This window comes from Ensifer sp. ENS06 (genome assembly GCF_014852205.1).
Taxonomy (GTDB): domain Bacteria; phylum Pseudomonadota; class Alphaproteobacteria; order Rhizobiales; family Rhizobiaceae; genus Ensifer; species Ensifer adhaerens.
Map to the genome: position 1 here is coordinate 436,525 of NZ_JACVBC010000004.1, position 17,038 is coordinate 453,562.

Sequence of the window (17,038 nt, forward strand, 5' to 3'; positions counted from 1 at the left end):
CACACTCCTCAGCAGATCGAGTAGCCACCGTCGATCGGAATCATTGCACCGGTCACATAGCCCGCGTCGGACGACAACAGGAAACGTACGACTGACGCGACTTCCGCGGGCTTGGCCCAGCGGCCCATCGGAATGCGGGCGCCGATGCGCTCGGCGCGCGCCGGGTCGGTTCGCGCGTTTTCGGAGATTCGCGTCTCCACCCAACCTGGGGCGATCGAATTGACGCGAATGCCGCGTCCGGCCCAAGCGACCGCCTGGGAGCGGGTCATTGCGGCGACGGCGCCCTTGCTGGCTGTGTAAGCCGGGGCTCCGGGTGAGCCGAAGATCGCCCACATCGATGCAACATTGACGACTGAACCACCTGCCGCCTGCAGTCTGTCAAGCAAGGCGGCGGAGAAGGCGAAGCCGGCGGTGACGTTGACGCGCATTACCTGTTCGAAGGCCTCGGTCTCCCACTCCTGTTGGTGGCGCAGCATGCCAGCGCAATTGACGAGGCCAGCGACGGGTCGTGCGTCCGGCAGTGCAGCGACGCTTGCTTTCGTGTCGGTCAGGTCCACCTTATGAAAGGCGACATCCGGGCTGAGATCTTCATCGCGATCGAGCCCCAGCGCAATAACCTGATAGCCGCTCTCCGCGAGAAGTTCCGCCACGGCACGGCCAATGCCGGTGCCGCCGCCGGTCACCACAGCAAGGGGTTTTACTTGGTCTTCATTGGGCATTCTTTACTCCTGCCTATTTCGTTCGATCTGGCATCACGCAGCCTCGCCCTCGACCGTGTGCATTGCCTCCACAAGGTCGTCGACGGTGAGCGGATGTGGGAAGTTCAGTATGTGCGGCACGGCAATGGATGCCTCGGCGACGGCGAGAAAATGTTCCTGGTTGACGGGGTTTCCTGCAAGCGCGCGCAGGCTGAGCGGCAGCCCGGTGTGTCTATAAAGGGCAGCAATAGCCGGCGGCAAAGCCTCGCCCAACAGCTGGTGGTGGACCAAAAGACCATAGGCCACCTGAAATCCGTGGGGCTTTGCTTTGACGCCCGGGACGAGTGGCAGTCCACGGGTGAGTGCGTGTGGGATCGAGAGACCGCCACTTTCAAAGCCAAGGCCGGCCATGAGGATCATCGCTTCGACGGCGGCGTCGAATGCCTCGTTCGGCTCACCGGAACCCGCCGCGTTGTAGGCCGCCACGCCATGAGTAACCAGTGTGTCGTGACAAAGTGTAGCGATCGCAGGGGCAAGGCGGGTCGGCCGGGCCCGGAACATGGTGACGCCGCGTCCGCTGGCACAAGCGAGCGCCTCGGCCTTCTTCGACAGGGCGTCGCCCAATCCGGCAGCGAACATGGACTGCGGCGCTCCTGCCAAAAGCGCCGTGTCAACGACGACAAAATTCGGGTTGCGTGCGAGGTGCCTGACTTCAAGAAGGATGTCGTTTTCGTCGTAGAGCACGTAGTTCTTGCTTGTCGGGGCGTCGTTGGAGGCGACGGTTGGTACCGTGATCAGCTTGAGGCCCCGCAGGTCAGCAAGTGCTTTACCGGCGTCGATTGCGCGTCCGCCCCCTGTGGCGACGACGATTTCGGGCGTGCGGTCGCCCAAAGCGGCGGAAAGCCGCTGGGCAGTCTTAATGCCGAGCTGCCCCTCGAATGGCAGGATCACCAGCGAAACGCCGGCCTTGTCGAGGGATTGCCGAAGGGTGTCTTCGACGAGGGGAAGGATATGCACATCTGCCACCAGGACGGCGCTCGTGCCGATCTGTGCGGCAAAGCCGCCAATCCGGTCGAGAATCCCTCGACCTTGGATATAGCGGGAGGGCGCGCCGAAAACTCTGAGCTGCGCATCGAAAACAGTGAGGGGATCAGGCATTTTTACTCCCATAAGACGTTCATATATGATATATGATTAGTCCGAAGGCGCAAGCGTCTTGTTGCCGTTTAGAGGAAGAACTTATGATTTCCGGGAAAACCCGTTTCGTCCCCTTGTTCGCCCACCCCGCGCGCCACGTGCGCACGCCTGCGCTCTTTAATGCCGAATGCCAGCTTCAGGGGCTGGATATGGTCATGGCACCGCTTGATGTGCGCCCGGACATGCTGGATCAGACAGTGGCCAGCTTTCGGGCGATGGAAAATGTCGCCGGCATGGTCATCACAATTCCACACAAGGCATCTGCTGCAAGGCTCTGCGACCGAAAGGTCGGAGCTGCCACGCTTGTCGGTGCCTGCAACATCATACGCCGGGAGGCGGACGGCAGTCTGACGGGTGGCATGTTCGATGGCGAAGGTTTCGTCGCCGGGCTGCGGCATCAGGGGCATGAGCCGGCGGATTTCCGCACCTTGCTCGTCGGGGCGGGCGGCGCGGCGAGCGGCGTTGGGCATGCTCTTCTTCAGGCTGGCGTGAAGGATCTTACGATCGCAAATCGCTCGCGCGACAAGGCCGAACACCTTGCAATGCAGCTTGTGAGCGCCTTCCCGGCCGCGCGTATTGCAGCGGGCTCGCCGGATCCGGCCGGCTATGACCTTATTGTCAACGGCACTGCGCTGGGTATGCACGAGGGCGACGCCTTGCCGGTCGATGTTGAAAGGCTCGATCCGGGCTCTCTTGTCGCGGAAGTGGTCATGCAACCCGACATGACGCCATTGTTGATCGCGGCCGAAGCTCGAGGATGCCGGGTTCATAAGGGGATTCACATGATCGACCAACAGGTGCGCCTGCTCGTCGACTTCCTCAAGTGACAAAAAAAGGTCCGCATCGGTTTGCGATGCGGACCAAGTGCTGCCTGGGAGGTTAGACACGTCTCTTGGCATGCGCGCCGATGCCTTGCATCAGCACGGCCAGAATGATGATGACGCCCTTGATGATCTGCTGCGGATAGGCCGGAACGCTCATCAGGTTCATGATGTTGCCGATCAACCCGAGGATGAGGACCCCGATCATCGTGTCCGTCACACTACCCTTGCCACCTGAAAGCAGGGCTCCGCCAATGACACAGGCGGCGATGGCGTCGAGTTCGAGGCCAACGCCGGTAACCGGCGTTCCGACGGCGGTGCGCGCGGTCACAAAGATGCCGGCGAGGGCTGAAAGCGCGCCGCTGAGAGTGAAGGCGAGGAACTTGTATCGCCACACGGGAAGGCCAGCGAGGCGCACGGCACTCTCGTTGCTGCCAGTCGCGACGGTGAGACGTCCCCAATTGGTCCGGCGCAACAGGAAGATGAAGAGGGCGATGATCAGAAGGACGGCCAGAACCGGCCAGGGCAGATCGACCCCGGGGATGCCCTTGCTGCCGAAGGTCGCAAGTATCTGCGCCGTCGGCAGGTCGCGGGGAAAGCGAACCGGCTGGCCGTTCGACAGCATGTAAGCGAGCCCTCTTGCCATGGTCATCATGGCGAGCGTCGCGACGAAGGAAGCCATGCCGAAGCCGGCGACGAGAACGCCGTTGATGGCGCCCAGCAAAGCGCCGAACAGCACCGCGCCAAAGACGCAGAGAACAAGAGCTCCACCCCCGTAGAAGGGCAGCGCTGGCATTACCATCGCCACACCCATGCCGCCGATCGCCGCGATGGAACCGACCGAGAGATCTATTCCACCGACAAGAATCACCAGTAACATCCCGATCGCCACAAGGGCGAGCGGTGCCAACTGGCGCAGCAGGTTGTAGATGTTCTGGAGCGTCAGAAAATGTTCGGAAAGCACCGCGGAGACGACGATGAGCGCCGCCAGCATGATGTAGATGTTGTAGGTCACCAGGTTTGAAACGAGGCTTGAGGCCTTCGAATTAGTGGACATTCTCGCGCCCCATAGCAAGTTCGATGATGCCTTCTTCCGTGATGCCGTCACCGGACAGTTCGCCTGTGATCCGCCCTGCGCGCATGACGAGCACGCGGTCGCACATGCCAATAAGTTCCAGCATTTCGGAAGAGACCATGATGATGGCGGCGCCGTTGGCCGCAAGTTCGTTAATGACGCGATAGATCTCGACCTTTGCGCCAACATCGACACCGCGTGTCGGTTCATCGAGCAGTAGCACCTCGCAGCCGGAGACGAGCCACTTCATCAGCGCGACCTTCTGCTGATTGCCACCGGAAAGCGTACCGGCATCCGCGTCGATGCTTGCAGCCTTCAGGTTGAGCCGCGAGCGCAAGCCTTCGGTCGCGTCGCGTTCGCGGCGGTCGCGCAAGAGGCCGAAGGGCCCAAGATGGGGATTGACGGGCGTTAGCATCGCATTGGTCAGAATAGTCATGTCGAGAAGGCATCCCTGATGCTTACGGTCTTCCGGCACCAGGCCGATGCCGGCGCGCACGGCTTGCCCGGGTCTTTTGATGTCAAGGGTTTTTCCGTCGAGGCGCACTTGGCCGCCCGCGATAGGATCAGCTCCAAAAATGGCTCGAAGCACCTCCGTGCGGCCGGCTCCGACCAGACCGCCGATACCGAGCACCTCGCCTCGCCTGACGGTGAACGTAACGCCGGAAACGAGCGGACCTGTTGCCAGGTTCTCAACCTCCATGGCGACGGGACCGAGAGTGACTTCACGCCGCGGAAAAAAGTCCGTCAGCTCACGGCCAATCATCAGGTTGACGAGGCTCTTTTGATCAAGGGCAGTCGTCTCCCAAGTTCCGACGGTTGCGCCGTCTTTCAGCACAGTTACGCGATCACAGAGGCTAAAGATCTCGTCCAAGCGGTGAGAGATGTAGATGATACAGACGCCCTGATCACGCAGCTGCCGCACGAGTTTGAAAAGCTTTTCTGTCTCATGGTTAGTAAGCACCGCTGTCGGTTCATCCAGTATCAGGATCGAGCACTCTCGGGAGAGAGCCTTGCAGATCTCGATGACCTGCTGCTGGGCGACCGTGAGGTTGCTGACGATTTCATCGGGATCGATGTCGTCAAAGCCCATGCCGGAAAGAAGCGCAGTGGCGCGTGCCCTCATAGCCTTCCTGTTGATAATGAAGTTGTGGCCCAAAGCTTCGATGAGAATGTTCTCGGCCACTGTGAGATGCTGAGCGAGGGAGAATTCCTGGTAGATGATCGATATGCCTCGGCGCATTGCATCATGGGGGCTGGCAATGCTGACCGGTTCACCGTCGATGCGTATCTCGCCTCTATCGTGCTGGTAAGCGCCCGCGAGAACCTTCATGAATGTCGATTTGCCGGCGCCATTTTCGCCCATGAGGGCGTGTACTTCGCCGGACCGGGCCGAAAACTGCGCATCGTCAAGAGCGGCGATGCCGCCGAACTCCTTGGAAACCCCCCGCATTTCTAGGCGGTCCATCATAACCTCCTGTCTGATGGGGCGGGCCGAACAGGCCCGCCGTCTTCTGGTCTGTTCAGCCGTTGAGATCGTCGATCGACTTGAATTGCGGAACCGTGTAGCGGAAGAAGGGATTGGACGTATCCGGATCGATGAACTCATCGACGTTCTTCTTCGTCACGATTTGCGACGGGTAGTAGGAGCCCAGTGGCAGATTGCTGGCGTCGAAGCCCTTGTCGAAGATCTGGTGGATCAACGTCATGACGCCTTCGCCGGTATGCGAGCCAGAGCAAAGGCCCGTCACCAGCATGTCACCTGACTTCACCAGCTCAAGGGCGGTGCGAAAGCCGTCCGCCGCGCTGGCTACCGCGATCTTGCCCTTTAGCCCCTGGTTGTCGATTGCGCGCAACGCGCCCATACCCATGAAATCATTCTCGGCGAGGATGATGTCGAGCTTCGACGAATGGGCGGTGAGAATGTCTTCGGCAGCGTCGAGACCGCCTTCCTCTGTCCAAAGTCCGACGCCCATCGAGACCACGCTCAATTTCGCCTCCGGGTAGTCGAAGGAACCGCCAGTCTTCAGTTGCAGGAATTTGTTGAACCCGGCCAGCATCGCGTCTTCTTTTGAAAGACCAAGACCGAGCTGCTGCGAGCGCTCGTAGATGATACCCGTGATCATGCCGTTGACGCGGCTTTCCGAAGTGGAGTTGCCGACCGTGCCGAGGATCGCAGCAGCGGTTATCTGCTTGTCGGCACCATAGTGTTGCGCGACATACCGACCAGCCTCAAAGCCATTACCATAAGGGTTGAAGAGAACGGTGGTGAGGATCGGGCTTTCATCCGGCACCGTACCCAGTGCAATCACAGGAATGCCGGCGTCGACGGCACGCTGCGCGTCAGCCGCTGCGGCGGCCAGGTCAGTCGGATCCATAACGATCACGTCGACCTTCTTTGCAATAAAGGCGTCGATCTGGGCGGACGTTTTTGCTGGATCTCCGTCGGCGACCTGCACATCGAGCTCGTAGCCGTATTCATTAGCTTTGGCCTTGGCTGTATCGACGACGCTCACAAACCAGGGGTTTCCAAGAGTTATCTCCGTCCAGCCGATCACAAGTTTCTTGCTCGTGTCGCGTGGACCAGCCGGCAACCCCTTGGGCATTTCTGAACGGTCGGCCAGTTTCGGTTCGATGACACCGGACAGTGCCGAATTCGGTAAAAGCTTATAGATTTCGTGCTTGTCAGCGGCCGTCACAGTCGTCGTGACGAAGGCCAATGCGGCGGTGCACAGCATCAGCGATGCGGATTTCAGGAACCTCATAATCTCTCTCCCTCTGTTGAAGTTCGATGTGTGGGACCGCTCCTGCGAGCGGAGGTCGTGCGCCCTCCCGGCGCACGACGGCGCCTGTCAGCGGATGATCTCGCGGACAACCGTTTCGATGCCGGCCTCGTCGAGCCGGTAATGGGCGTACAGATGCGTCGGCGGGGCGATCAGCGCGTATTCGTCGCGGATACCGTGGCGCACAAGCCGCGCAGGGCTTCCTTCCTCGGCGAGCACCTCGGCGACGGCGGCGCCGAGACCGCCGAGAATGTTGTGCTCTTCGATCGTCAGGATGACCTTCGAACGGGCGGCGGCCGCAAGAATGGCATCCCGATCAATCGGCTTGACCGTCGCCATGTCGATGACGCCGATACTGCGGCCTTCAGCCTTAAGCTTTTTGGCGACCTGCACCGATGGATGAACCGGAAGACCGCAGGCGATGATCGTCAGTTCCTCGCCCGTTGCGTGCTCGATTGCCTTGCCGAAGGCGAAGTCGGCCTTCGGATCATAGAGGTCTGGCTCACGCCCACGCCCCGTGCGGAAGTAGATCGGGCGGTCATGGTCGGCCGAGGCGCGGATCGCCGCTTCGAACTGCGGGCCATCGGCCGGGGAAACGATCGTGAGATCGGCGATCGAACGCATCGTGCCGATGTCTTCTGTTGCATGGTGCGACGTGCCGTAGAATCCCATCGAGATGCCGGTATGATGCCCGATCAGCCGAACGGGCAGGGCGCAATAGGCGACGTCCATGCGGATTTGCTCGCAGGTGAGCAGGCCGAGGAAGGAGGCGAAGGTCGCAACGTAGGGCATGGTGCCTGTCGACGCGATGCCTGCGGCGGCGGATACCATGTTCTGCTCGGAGATGCCGAAGCTGAAGTAGCGGTCCGGAAAGCGGGCGGCGAAGCGGTTGAGACCATTGGAGTATTGAAGGTCCGCGGAGCCGGCCACGATGTCGCGGCCCGCCTCGACGAGCGAGATCAGCCCGTTGGACAGGTGGTCCAGGCCGGGGTTCTTCATGTTCAGTTCGCGGTAGTGCCACGAATTCGGCGAGTTTGGCCGCAGGTTGGCAGAGCTCATCTCAGATCACCTTTGAAAGAATTTCTTGACGGGCGGCTTCCGCATCGGACGGATCGAGGTAACCGAGGTGCCAGCCGGGCTCGGTCTCCATGTAGGAGACACCCTTGCCCTTAAGCGTGCGCGCGATGATGCAGCACGGCTTTTCGCGCGTGTTGTCCGCCTTCACGCGGCGCAGCAGCGCGGTCAGCTCCGCGATGTCATGGCCATCGACGACATGCACCTCCCAGCCAAAGGCCCGCCATTTTTCATCCAGCGGCTCGATGCCCATGACGTCGTCGACAGCACCATCGAGCTGGTAGCCGTTTCGGTCGACAATCGCGACAAGGCGGGACAGCTTGTTGTGGGCCGCGCCGATGGCCGCTTCCCAAACCTGGCCCTCCTGCATCTCGCCGTCACCGAGCATGACGAAGGTGGTGAAGTCGCGGCCCTGGCGGCGTCCGTTGAGCGCCATGCCGAGACCGTTAGACAGTGCGTGTCCAATAGAGCCGGAGGAAAAGTCGACGCCCGGCACCTTGCGCATGTCGGGGTGGTCGCCAAGCGGATTGCCGAGGCGCGTATAGCCGTTCAGCACCTCCGTCGGAATATAGCCAAGCTCGGCAAGGATGGGGAACAAGCCCACCGCCGCGTGGCCCTTACCCATCAGGAAGCGGTCGCGATCCGGCCATTTCGGATCTGGCGACAGCTGCATCACGTCATAGTAGAGCGCCGCAAAGATCTCGGCGGCCGAAAACACCGAGGTGTAGTGGCCCACCTTGGCGATCTCGATAAGCCGGATGGTCTCCAGGCGCACGAACTGTGCCCGGTCCCTGAGGCGCGCGATCTCGGTTTCGGTAGGGCGAAAATCATTTCTGATTGGTGGCGTCACGCGCTCCTCCTTTGATTTGCCGAACGAGCGGCAACAACTGCTTGCGATGAGGCGAGATAACATGATATATGATATATGTCACGGACAAAAATGGAGGAGAATGTGAATCTTGCACTGACACAGTCGGAAGTGACCGCCATCCGGAGTCGGATCGAAATCAACGGTCGGGCCTTCATCGACGGTCGCTTTACCGACGCCGCCTCGGGAGAGACGTTCGAGGACATCTCGCCCCGCGACGGCAAGGTGATCGCGCGCGTTGCGGCCTGCGACAGGGAAGATGTCGACCGCGCGGTGCTGGCGGGGCGCCGTGCCTTCGATGCTGGCGTCTGGCGCGACCGGTCGCCGAAGGAGCGCAAGAAAGTGCTTCAGCGCTTTGCGTCTCTGTTCGAAAAACACATGGACGAGCTTGCCGTGCTGGAAACGCTCGACATGGGAAAGCCGGTTTCCGAAAGCCGCAACATCGACGTCAACGTCGTCCTCGACACCTTGCAGTGGTACGCCGAGTGCCCGGACAAACTCTATGATGAAATAGCGCCGACGGGTCCCGGCCAACTCGCCATGATCACCCGCGAGCCGATCGGCGTAGTTGGTGCGGTCGTGCCATGGAACTTCCCGATGCTAATGGCGACGTGGAAATTCGCCCCGGCTCTCGCCATGGGCAATTCGGTCGTGCTCAAGCCCGCCGAGCAGTCCCCCTTAACGGCAATCCGCCTTGCCGAGCTTGCCGCCGAGGCGGGCATACCTGATGGCGTCTTCAACGTTGTTCCCGGCTTCGGCCCAACCGCCGGCAAGGCGCTCGGCATGCATATGGACGTCGACTGCCTCGCCTTCACCGGATCGGGCGAAGTCGGCAAACTGTTCCTGCAATATGCCGGCCAGTCCAACATGAAACGTGTCTTCCTGGAATGCGGCGGCAAGTCGCCCAACATCATCCTCGATGACGTGCCGGAACTGCGTGTCGCAGCCGAGCGTGCGGCGACGGCGATCTGCTTCAACCAGGGCGAAGTCTGCGTCGCGCCATCGCGGCTGATCCTTTCCAAGCGCATCCAGGAGCAGTTCCTCGACATCGTCGTCAGTACCGCCCGGTCCATCCGTCCCGGCGATCCGCTTGATCCGTCGACCAAGCTCGGCGCGCTTGTCGAAAGCAGCCACCGCGACCGCGTCGAAGGCTATATCGCGAAGGGCAAGGCAGAAGGGGCCCGGTTGGTGCTCGGCGGTGATCGGCCGACTGACACTCCGGATGGCTACTACGTCAATCCGACGATCTTCGCAGATGTGCGCAATGACATGACGATCGCGCGCGAAGAAATCTTCGGCCCCGTACTGTCGACGATTACGGTTGAGGATGACGAGGAGGCTGTCCGTGTCGCCAACGACAGCCCCTACGGGCTGGCGGCCGCGGTGTGGACGCGCGACCTCTCCCGCGCCCACCGTATCGCCCGCCAGCTTCGCGCCGGCACGGTCTGGGTGAACTGCTATGACCACGGCGACGCGACGGTGCCGTTTGGTGGGTTCAAGCAGTCAGGCAATGGCCGCGACAAGTCGCTGCACGCGATCGACAAATACACCGAGTTGAAGACGACCTGGATTGAGCTTTGAAAAATCAGGAGGCGGCTTCGGCCGCCTCCTTGGCTTCCAGCCATTCGACCATCACGACGCCAACGCCGATGTCGGCCTGGATTGCCCTTCGGGATCCTTCCGGATCACGGGCGGCGAGAGCGCGCAGCACGTCATAATGGCCGTGGTTACCGCTTGCCAGAACGCGGGTCGGGGTGTTGAGGTGGTATAGGTGGATGAGTGGTCCCATCTGCGCCCACATGCCCTCGATCGTGGCGTAGAGCATGGGCATTTGCGCGGCTTCGGCAAGCCTGAAATGGAACTCGCGGTTGAAGCGGGAGGCCTCCAGCGGATCGTTGGCTGCAGCCTTGGTGAAATCCGCCTGCAGAGCTTCGAGTTGCGCCAGCTCTTTTATCGATATCTTGACGGCGGCTTGCGCCGCCGCCTCGCCCTCCAGGTGGTGGCGGATGATCTGAATCTCGCGCAGCTCCGACGGCGTGAGGCTCCTCACCTGGATCGAAGTGGCGGCCCTCATTTCAAGCGCACGCTCTGTCACGAGCCGGAAGATCGCTTCGCGGACGGGCGTTATCGAGACGCCGAGCTGCTCCGCAAGGCTCGCGATCGTCAATCGTTCACCGGGTTCATAACGTCCATCCATCAGCGATGAACGGATCGTGCCGTAAACCTGCTCGGAGAGATTTCCCTTGTTGATTTTCGGCAGTTGGTTCATCTGAGGGCCTGTGGCGATTCTTTGGTTATTCGACGTCAACGCACAATGTGCATCACGCGTTGGATGGCGCAAGGGGCATGACGCCCCGCACCATATCCGACGCCTTCTCGCCGATCATTATCGCCGTTGCGTTCGTGTTGCCCGAAATGAGTGTCGGCATGACGGAGTTGTCCACAACGCGCAGATTGCGCAGTCCGTGGACACGCAATTGCGGGTCGACAACCGCCATCTCGTCGCGGCCCATGCGGCAGGTGCCGACGGGGTGGTAGACCGTCTTTCCCTTTGAGCGGATGTAGGCGCCAAGTGCTGCTTCGTCCGCGATCGTCTGTCCGGGATAGGCCTCGGTCTTTTCGACATAGCCGGCAAAGGAAGGCTGCGCCAAGATTTCGCGGGCGAGCTTCAGGCCTTTCACGGAAAGGCGCATGTCCTCCGGAGCCGTCAGGTAACGTGGGTCGACGATCGGATGGTCTGCGGGATTGGTAGATTTCAGGCGGATCTCGCCGCGGCTTTCGGGCCTCAGCACGCAAGGGTTTACCGTGGCGCCGGCGCGCTTGACCGATTCCTGGTCGCTGTCCATGAAGACGATCGGCACGAAATGCATCTGGACGTTCGGTTCCGCCTCCATGTCGTCCACGTTGACGAAGGCGCAGGCCTCGGTGACGTTCGACATGACCGGGCCGGACTTGAAGAGGAGATACTGCAGGCCGTTGCGGATGGAGCGAAAGAAGCTGTCCTCGCCGTAGTAACCGTATGGCCCTGTGCAAAAGCGGATGGCGGGGAACTCGAGATGATCCTGGAGGTTCTGGCCGACACCCTCCAGTCGGTGCCGGACGGAGACGCCATGCCGGCGAAGTTCCGCCTCGGGGCCGACGCCCGACAACATCAGAAGCTTGGGTGTCTGTACTGCGCCGCCCGACAGTATGACCTCTTTGTCGGCTTGGACGGTTTCCATCTTGCCGTTGCGCACATATTCAACGCCCGTCGCACGGTCACCTTCAAAGAGGATGCGCGTGACCAGGCAGCCGGTGCGGATTTCGAGGTTGCCGGTTTTCATCGCAGGGCGGAGATAGCCGACCGCGGCACTGCAGCGCCGGCCGTTGCGCGTCGTGGTCTGGTTGAAGCCGACGCCACGCTGACGCGCGCCGTTGAAATCCGGCGTGAAGGGAATGCCCGCCTCTTGCGCGCTGCGCACGAAGGCGCGCGTCAGATCGGTCACCTGCCTAAGGTCCGAGACGCCGAGCGGCCCACCGGTTCCATGGTAGGCGTCGGAGAGCCTGTCATTGTCTTCCGCGCGTCGGAAATAGGGCAATACGTCGCCATAGCTCCAACCATCGGCTCCAAGGCGTGCCCAGTCGTCATAGTCGCGTCGCTGTCCGCGGACGTAGATGGCGGCGTTTACCGATCCGCCGCCGCCAAGGACGGCGCCCTGCGGCATGACAGGCGCTCGGCCGTTCAAGGCCGCCTGCTGCTCGGTCTTGTAGTGGTAGAGAAGGTCGCTGTCGAGCAGCTTCACGAAACCGGCCGGGATATGAATGAGCGGGTTGGTGTCGCGCGGCCCGGCCTCGATCACTAGGACCGTCCCGGCATCGGCGAGCGCTAACCGCCCCGCCAGCGCGCTGCCCGCTGAGCCGCCGCCCACCACGATGTAATCAACCATTTATTCCTCCCAGATAATAATATATCATATATCTTATTTGGGATGCGAACTTGCGTCAATCGGAAGAAGAGACGCAAGGATTGGAAAAATTAGAGCAAGACCCGTTCACGCAAGGGCGAGAACCTGTTCCTCCAGTTGCTGCATTGAGGAAAGAGGCCGCACGCCTTCGGGTGCTGCGCTGTGGCTGTGAGGAACAAAAACGGTCTCGATTCCCGCTGCGTGAGCGGCGGCTGCGCCGCTGGCGCTGTCCTCCACGATCAGGCACTCGTGCGGCTCGACACCGAGGAGGTAGGCGGCGCGCAGGTAGCCTTCCGGATGGGGTTTCCCGTACAGCACGTCGTTGCGCGCCACCGTTATCAAACCTGGGCGGACAAGGCCGGCAGCGCGCAAGTTCACATCCACGATGGCGCGATCACTGTTCGAGACAACCGCTTGGCGAACACCTGCCGCATCCAGCCGCCGCCAACTGCGAATAGCGTCCTCATAGCCGCGCAGCGCGCCGGCTGCGCGAAAATAATGGTGGTGCTTGCGCTCCTCCCATTCCCCTGGATCGGCGCGCAGCCCGAACGTCTCAACAAGGTAGCGATAGATCTCGTCGGCAGAGCGGCCGACGACGCGCTCCTTTAGATCGCGTGGCGGCGCCAGGCCCGCCTCCTTCATCGCAAAAGCAAGCGCTTCAACTGCGATGTCCTCGCTGTCCACAAGCGTGCCGTCCATGTCCCACAAGACTGCCTTTTTCATTTTTCTTCTGCTGCTTCCGTTCTGGTCCGGAGCCCGCTTCTCCGGAAGAAAGGGTTGCCCAGGGATGCGGGGATCACCACGGTTGGAGGGCTCCGCAGCGCTCGCTGCCGGTAAAAAATAAAAATCATTTTTTTATGTATTGCGCAACAGTGAATTTCATTCTATCAAATTGGCACGGAAGCAAATTCGATTGGAAAGGCACAAAACGTGGTGGCTCGGACTGACGTACAATCGCGGATTTCCGCTGCCCGCCTCCTGCCGGTCGTCGTGCTGGAGCGCGCGCAGGATGCCGTCCCGCTTGCAAGGGCCTTGCTGGAAGGCGGACTGCCGGTGGCGGAGGTCACCTTCCGCACGGACGAGGCTGCGGAAGCAATTTCACGCATCCGCAAGGACGTGCCAGGCATGCTCGTCGGTGCGGGTACCGTCCTGACGAAGGCACAATTGGCGGACGCCAGTGCGGCTGGCGCGCAGTTCATCGTGACGCCGGGCTTCAATCCGGCGATCGTCGAGGCGGCGCAGGCTGCGGGATTGTCGATCGTGCCGGGCGTCAACAATCCGACGGGGGTCGAACAGGCGATGGCCGCCGGCCTTGAGGTCGTGAAGTTTTTCCCGGCCGAACCCAGCGGCGGCGTGCCTTTCATCAAGGCTCTGACCGGTCCCTATCCGGGAATGCGTTTCGTGCCGACGGGCGGCATAGGCCCGGACAATCTCGCATCCTACCTGGCGCTGCCTGCGGTCATGGCCTGTGGCGGCTCCTGGATGGTGGATGCAAAGCTCATTCGAGACGGGAAATTCGAAGAGATTTCCCGGCTGACAGCCGAGGCCGTCGCTCTCACCCGAAAAGGCTGAGCGGTTCCCCAAAGACAACGGAAACAGGCTCCGCAAGGAGCGGAAACATGGAGGTTTCAAATGGCCAGCAACACCCTGTCCGAGGGCTTGTCCCTCAGGGGCAAATCCTGCATCGTCACGGGCGCAGCCTCGGGCATCGGAGAAGCCGTCGCCCGCATCTATGCGCAAAATGGTGCGAAAGTCGCGATGATCGATTTCGATCGCGAGCGCCTGGAGCGGGTGGCCGGCGAAATCAAGGCGGCCGGGGGCACGGTGCTGCCGATCTTTGCTGATGTCTGCGAGGAGGAAACGGTCCGCTCGTTCTTCAAGCAGGTCAACGACACCTTCGGCTCTGTCGACGTGGTGGTCAATTCCGCCGGCCGTGACAGTCTCGCCCCACCAGTCACGCGTGTCACTCTTGAGGAATGGAACAAGACGATCGGGCCGAACCTGACGGCGGTTTTCCTCTGCTGCCGGGAAGCTTTCCTCTACATGGAAAAGCAGGCCGAGGGCGGTCGCATCATCAATATGGGCTCGTCGTCGACCCGCGTCGCTTCTGGTCCGGGCCACAGCCCCTACCGCGCCTCAAAGCACGGCATGCTGGGTTTCTCCAAGAACATCCTTCTGGAAGGTAAGGACAAAAAGATTGGCGTGACGGTGCTCAATCCGAGTCACGTCAAGACTCCGATGACCGAGATCATCGACAAGGGTCTCTACGACGGCGATCTGGAAGCCTACGTCGACGGTTGGCTCGACGAGAAGGAAATCAAGGAAGGCATCCATGCCTCCTGCATCGACGTCGACAACGTCGCCTGGCTGGCGCTCTATGTCGCCACGCGCACGCCCGACGTCACCATTCCCACCATCTCGCTCTACCCGACCCACAAGGCGCATCGCTACGGCATGGAGGTCTGACGCGATGAGGGCCGCCGTCTATCAGGGCAAGGGCCGGATCGCGCTTGAGGAAAGGCTGCGCCCGCAGCCCCGCGACGACGAGGTGTTGGTCCGCGTTTTCGCAGCCTCGATCTGCGGCACTGACCTCAAGGTTCTCCGCGGCGGCCACTTTCGTGTCGGGGTGAATGACACGCGCGTGCTTGGCCATGAGCTTGCGGGCGAGATCATCGAGGTCGGCCGGCACGTGTCGCACTGGCGGCCGGGCCAGAGGGTTTGCGCCGTGCCCAACATCGGTTGCGGCCACTGTGACATGTGTCGCAAAGGCCTCAACAATATGTGCCCGGACTACAAGGCCTTCGGAATCGATATCGACGGCGGCTTTCAGCAGTACATGATCGTCACTGCGGGGGCCATCTCTGGCGGCAACCTCTTCGAGATCCCCGAGACGATGAGCTACGAGGAGGCGTCGCTGGTCGAACCGCTTTCCTGCTGCTTCAACGCCTGGAAGGATCTTTCCGTGACGCCGGAGGACCGGGTGCTGGTCCTTGGCACGGGGCCGATCGCTGGCATGTTCCTGCAACTTGCGGAGGCCTATGGTGCGCGTCAGGTGGTCGTCGTTGGCCGCCGCGCTGAACGGCTTGAGGAGATCGCGCCGCTTGGAGCCACTCATACGGTGGATTCCAGCAGGGTCGACGTGGTCGATGAGGTGATGCGCCTGACCGGCGGTCGTGGCGTCGATGTCGCCCTGACCTGTGCACCCGCGCCTGAGCTTCAGGCTCAAGCGTTGTCCTGTCTGGCGCGGCTCGGCCGGATAAACTTCTTTTCCGGCCTCAACAAGGGGACGCGCGTCGAGCTCGATACGAACAAGGTCCATTATTGGGGATTGAAGCTCCTTGGCTCGACCGGCTCCAGTGTCGAGGACTACGCCCGTGCGCTGCGCCTCGTCGAAACCGGAAAGATCAAGGTGACTGACGTCGTTACCCATCGTTTCGGCATGGCGGACGCGGTTGCCGCATTCGAGCACGCGTTATCAGGCAAGGGCATGAAGACGATCATCCATCCGCAGGAGGAGAAACTGCAATGAAGGCGGCCGTACTGCATGCGCCCGGCGACCTCAGGGTCGAGCAGGTGCCCATTCCTGAAATCGGCCCAGACGATGTCCTGGTTGAGGTCAAGGCCGCCGGCATCTGTGGCTCGGATATCGGGCGCGTCATGGTGACAGGCACGTACCATTTCCCCACCATTCCCGGTCACGAATTTGCCGGAAGGGTCGAGAAGGTAGGCAGCGCCGTCAGCCATCTCGAGGTTGGCGACCGGGTTGCCGTTGCGCCCCTCATGCCCTGCCGCAAATGCCAGTGGTGCGAGGCCGGAAAGTTCCATCTGTGCGACGATTATGATTTCATGGGTTCGCGCAGCGACGGGGCCTTCGCGCAATATCTCTGCGCGCCTGCAACGAACGTTCTGAAGGTGCCAGACAACGTACCCTATGAGGTGGCAGCCACCATTGAGCCAGCGGCGATCATCCTGCACGGGATCCACAAGCTGGACATCAAGCTCGGCGACGCGGTCGCTGTGATCGGCTGCGGCGCGCTCGGCTATTTCGCGCTACAATTTGCCAAGCTCTCGGGCGCGCGGCCGCTGATCGCCATCGACGTCGACGACGACAAGCTGGCGCTTGCCCGTGAGGTCGGCGCGGATCTCTGCCTCAACCCAGGGCGGGACGATGTCGTCGCCCGCGTGCAGGAGGCGACCGGTGGCCGCGGCGTCCAGGTGGCGCTGGAATGCGCTGGCTCCGAGCCCGGCCGCAACCTCTCCATCATGGTGACCGCCAAACAGGGCGCGATCATGCTCTACGGCACGGCCTATGGAGATGTCACTTTTGCGGAGAAGGCTTTTGCGCGGATCGTGCGCGAAGAGCTTCAGGTCATCGGATCCTGGAACTCCTATTCGCTTCCATTCCCCGGAAAGGAGTGGTTTGACATCATCGGTCTGCTCGCGGACGGCCGCCTGACGGTCGAGCCGTTGATCACGCACCGGGCGACGCTTGAGGAGGCGCCGTCCATTTTCAAGGCACTGAAAGAACGAAGTTTCGGCAGGTATCACAAGATTCTGTTCAAGCCGAACGACTGACGCATG

General features: G+C 61.4%; 16 protein-coding genes. 6 read left to right on the top strand and 10 right to left on the bottom strand.

Translation table 11 applies throughout. The features are described from left to right. Positions 1-8: 8 nt before the first annotated feature. Together IB279_RS18985 and IB279_RS18990 are read right to left on the bottom strand one after the other, a co-directional pair. Complete coding sequence (locus IB279_RS18985; protein ID WP_113189266.1) at positions 9-719, bottom strand: SDR family NAD(P)-dependent oxidoreductase; 711 nt, start codon at positions 717-719, stop codon at positions 9-11. A gap of 33 nt (positions 720-752) precedes the next feature. Further along, positions 753-1,856: a glycerol dehydrogenase gene (locus IB279_RS18990; protein ID WP_162741384.1), complete on the bottom strand. Its 1,104-nt coding sequence runs from the start codon at positions 1,854-1,856 to the stop codon at positions 753-755. Between the two features lie 83 nt (positions 1,857-1,939). Here IB279_RS18990 and IB279_RS18995 point away from each other — a divergent pair, with 83 nt between their 5' ends. Continuing rightward, the gene (locus IB279_RS18995) at positions 1,940-2,722 is read left to right on the top strand and encodes a shikimate dehydrogenase (RefSeq protein WP_113189268.1); all 783 of its coding nucleotides are present in this window, start codon (positions 1,940-1,942) and stop codon (positions 2,720-2,722) included. A gap of 52 nt (positions 2,723-2,774) precedes the next feature. Here IB279_RS18995 and IB279_RS19000 read toward each other — a convergent pair whose 3' ends face one another. From IB279_RS19000 to IB279_RS19020, 5 genes are all read right to left on the bottom strand, one after another. Further along, complete coding sequence (locus tag IB279_RS19000; RefSeq protein ID WP_113189269.1) at positions 2,775-3,773, bottom strand: ABC transporter permease; 999 nt, start codon at positions 3,771-3,773, stop codon at positions 2,775-2,777. Continuing rightward, entirely contained in the window at positions 3,763-5,256 is a 1,494-nt protein-coding gene (locus tag IB279_RS19005; RefSeq protein WP_113189299.1) for a sugar ABC transporter ATP-binding protein, read from the bottom strand. The genes IB279_RS19000 and IB279_RS19005 overlap by 11 nt, the downstream gene beginning before the upstream one ends. Positions 5,257-5,311: 55 nt before the next feature. After that, entirely contained in the window at positions 5,312-6,508 is a 1,197-nt protein-coding gene (locus IB279_RS19010; RefSeq protein WP_246802019.1) for a sugar ABC transporter substrate-binding protein, read from the bottom strand. A gap of 132 nt (positions 6,509-6,640) precedes the next feature. Then, positions 6,641-7,630 (bottom strand): transketolase family protein, encoded by a 990-nt coding sequence (locus IB279_RS19015; RefSeq protein WP_113189271.1) that lies wholly within the window; start codon positions 7,628-7,630, stop codon positions 6,641-6,643. A 1-nt stretch (position 7,631) separates the two neighbouring features. Further along, a complete protein-coding gene (locus IB279_RS19020) occupies positions 7,632-8,495 on the bottom strand; it encodes a transketolase (protein ID WP_192339526.1) in 864 nt (287 codons plus the stop codon). A 102-nt stretch (positions 8,496-8,597) separates the two neighbouring features. Here IB279_RS19020 and IB279_RS19025 point away from each other — a divergent pair, with 102 nt between their 5' ends. Next, positions 8,598-10,094: an aldehyde dehydrogenase gene (locus IB279_RS19025; protein ID WP_309142299.1), complete on the top strand. Its 1,497-nt coding sequence runs from the start codon at positions 8,598-8,600 to the stop codon at positions 10,092-10,094. Positions 10,095-10,098: 4 nt separating this feature from the next. Here the strand turns inward: IB279_RS19025 and IB279_RS19030 are convergent, their stop codons facing one another. The 3 genes from IB279_RS19030 to IB279_RS19040 form a co-directional block, all read right to left on the bottom strand. Continuing rightward, on the bottom strand, positions 10,099-10,782 hold the full coding sequence (locus IB279_RS19030; RefSeq protein WP_113189273.1) for a GntR family transcriptional regulator: 684 nt from the start codon (positions 10,780-10,782) through the stop codon (positions 10,099-10,101). Positions 10,783-10,834: 52 nt separating this feature from the next. Then, entirely contained in the window at positions 10,835-12,439 is a 1,605-nt protein-coding gene (locus IB279_RS19035; RefSeq protein WP_192339528.1) for a GMC family oxidoreductase, read from the bottom strand. A gap of 105 nt (positions 12,440-12,544) precedes the next feature. Then, positions 12,545-13,180: an HAD family phosphatase gene (locus IB279_RS19040; protein WP_113189275.1), complete on the bottom strand. Its 636-nt coding sequence runs from the start codon at positions 13,178-13,180 to the stop codon at positions 12,545-12,547. Between the two features lie 207 nt (positions 13,181-13,387). On the opposite strand from IB279_RS19040, the gene IB279_RS19045 reads away from it, so the two are divergent. The 4 genes from IB279_RS19045 to IB279_RS19060 are packed head-to-tail and all read left to right on the top strand — an operon-like array spanning position 13,388 to position 17,032. Beyond that, positions 13,388-14,029, top strand: coding sequence for a bifunctional 4-hydroxy-2-oxoglutarate aldolase/2-dehydro-3-deoxy-phosphogluconate aldolase (locus tag IB279_RS19045; RefSeq protein ID WP_309142300.1), 642 nt, complete (start codon positions 13,388-13,390; stop codon positions 14,027-14,029). Positions 14,030-14,089: 60 nt separating this feature from the next. After that, positions 14,090-14,923, top strand: coding sequence for an SDR family NAD(P)-dependent oxidoreductase (locus tag IB279_RS19050; protein ID WP_113189277.1), 834 nt, complete (start codon positions 14,090-14,092; stop codon positions 14,921-14,923). Positions 14,924-14,927: 4 nt separating this feature from the next. Next, a complete protein-coding gene (locus tag IB279_RS19055) occupies positions 14,928-15,986 on the top strand; it encodes a zinc-dependent dehydrogenase (RefSeq protein WP_113189278.1) in 1,059 nt (352 codons plus the stop codon). Continuing rightward, on the top strand, positions 15,983-17,032 hold the full coding sequence (locus IB279_RS19060; RefSeq protein ID WP_113189279.1) for a galactitol-1-phosphate 5-dehydrogenase: 1,050 nt from the start codon (positions 15,983-15,985) through the stop codon (positions 17,030-17,032). Before IB279_RS19055 ends, IB279_RS19060 begins: the two co-directional genes overlap by 4 nt. Positions 17,033-17,038 lie beyond the last annotated feature (6 nt).